We start from the raw sequence: 1994 nt of genomic DNA, 5'->3' as shown, positions 1-1994 counted from the left end.
TGTGCGATGGAACCGGAGTACCTTTATAAGGTTTTGACAGCCCTTGTAGGACGGGAATGTTCATGAATTTTCCCTGGCATGAACGCTAGGAATGATCATTCAATAGGCAAAGTGGGATCCAGTGCGAATGGTCACGTTTTTTGTGTCAATGCGTTGCTGGTGAACGGTTACTAATAAGTAGCTTAACGCCCCATGCCAAATAAAACTGTTTTTATCGTAAGAAACAGAATCTTCACTTCCATTTTCCAGTTTTGATGTTTGATGTAGTAAATATCGTACTTATGCTTCCAAATAGCATCTTCTACCGATGCGCCGTAAGGGTACTTTACTTGGGCTAGGCCAGTTACCCCAGGTTTAACGGCGTGACGAAATCGATAGTAAGGAATGGCTTTTTCCAATTCAGAGATGAACACCTCGCGTTCTGGGCGTGGGCCAACCATCGACATCTCTCCCTTTAGTACATTGATTAACTGAGGGAGCTCATCTATGCGAGTCTTACGAATAAAACAGCCGACTTTCGTTACGCGCGCGTCATTTTTAGTTGCCCATTGGGCACCATTCTTTTCCGCATCGTTTCGCATCGAGCGAAACTTAATCACTTCAAACTCTTCATTATATTGGCCAGTACGACGCTGCTTAAAGAATACCGGGCCTGGTGACTCAAGCTTAATGAGCAGAGCTGTAATAAGCCCTACAGGAATAGCAACCCATGCAAGCATGAATACAAACAATAGATCGATGAAGCGCTTTTGCCAGCTGTTCTTACGATTAGAGAGGATAGAAAAAGCTTTTTGGTGTAAGAAGTAGCCGCTATGCAAGAGCTCAGTTTCAGTGTAGCCAAGTGAACGATCAAAGTAGCTCACTAAAGGCTCAACCCAAGCCCCTAGTTCTGTTGCAGCTACAAGAAACGCTTGCTGCTCAGGGTTTAGGTGTGAGCTTTTGAAGTGGCAAAGCGTTTTACTCTTGAAATCCCTAAGGGCATAGTTATTAACTTGAGCGTTAATCTCAGGATGTCTCTTAAGTACCTGAGCAATCTTTGTTTCGTCTTCTTTTGGACAGTAGATATAAATACAAGCATCGGTTTCGCTTGCTGATAACTCGTCCAATGTTGATGTTATGCTGATAGAATTATTCTTAGCTAATTCAGTTGCTTCTCGTTCTTGAAGCGTGTCGCTCATACTGTCTGTCATAGGAATGGAATAAGTTGTTTTCGGCTAGCCAATTGCTTACAAGTCGGCGATTATAATTTAATTCGTATAGAAATTATATCCCTTAATCCAGAACATGCTTGTAACTTTGAGAATTTTCTTGAACCTGAGTCCTTACTTATGGCTTGTTTTTGAATCTTGACGTAACTATATCAATGAATTCGACAAACTATGTTTGCGATATATTATGTTGTCTCGAAATTAAATAATTATCTAATTCACTATAATACGCAGTTATATCCGAGGTTGATTAGTTGTTGATAAAGTGCTTTTTTCGAATCTTCCTCACCATGTATAAGGTGAACCTCCTTAGGAGGAGTGGGAATGGCAGTTACAAATTGTATTAAGTCGTTCATATCGGTATGTGCAGAGTAGCCTGACATCGTATGAATTTGAGCTTTCATTTTTACGCGTTTACCTTCAATCAATACACTTTTTGCTTCATCTTGGATACGCCGACCTAAAGTCCCTTCCGCTTGATAGCCGGCAAATAGCACATCATTTCTTTCATCAGGCAGTAAAGCTTCCAAATAATTGACGACTCGTCCACCTTCACACATTCCTGAGGCCGCAACTACGATAGCAGCTTCTGCTGTGCTCGCGAGTCGATTCACGAGCTTTAAATGGTCAGTGTGGCTTTCGACCATAATACATTGATTAAATGCAAGAGGATGTCGGTGATGCTCGAGCCGCTCTTTCGCTTCTGCTCGGCTTTGTTGCGTAATTCAGACGAGAAACCAAACCTCCTAAAGTTGAGCGACTTTTATACAATATACTGAGTTTCAG

At 41.7% G+C, this 1994-nt stretch carries 1 protein-coding gene and 1 pseudogene; both read right to left on the bottom strand.

What is annotated here, in order from left to right:
• Positions 1-182: 182 nt before the first annotated feature.
• Entirely contained in the window at positions 183-1190 is a 1008-nt protein-coding gene (locus R8N28_RS23830) for a sugar transferase (protein WP_213971420.1), read from the bottom strand.
• A gap of 239 nt (positions 1191-1429) precedes the next feature.
• Positions 1430-1912 (bottom strand): annotated as a pseudogene (locus tag R8N28_RS23825) (MBL fold metallo-hydrolase RNA specificity domain-containing protein); the annotation flags it as partial.
• Between the last annotated feature and the right edge of the window lie 82 nt (positions 1913-1994).

The organism is Vibrio sp. Vb1554 (assembly GCF_033344235.1).
Note: the sequence above shows the minus strand (reverse complement) of the source record. Positions and strands in the feature narration are given on the sequence as shown.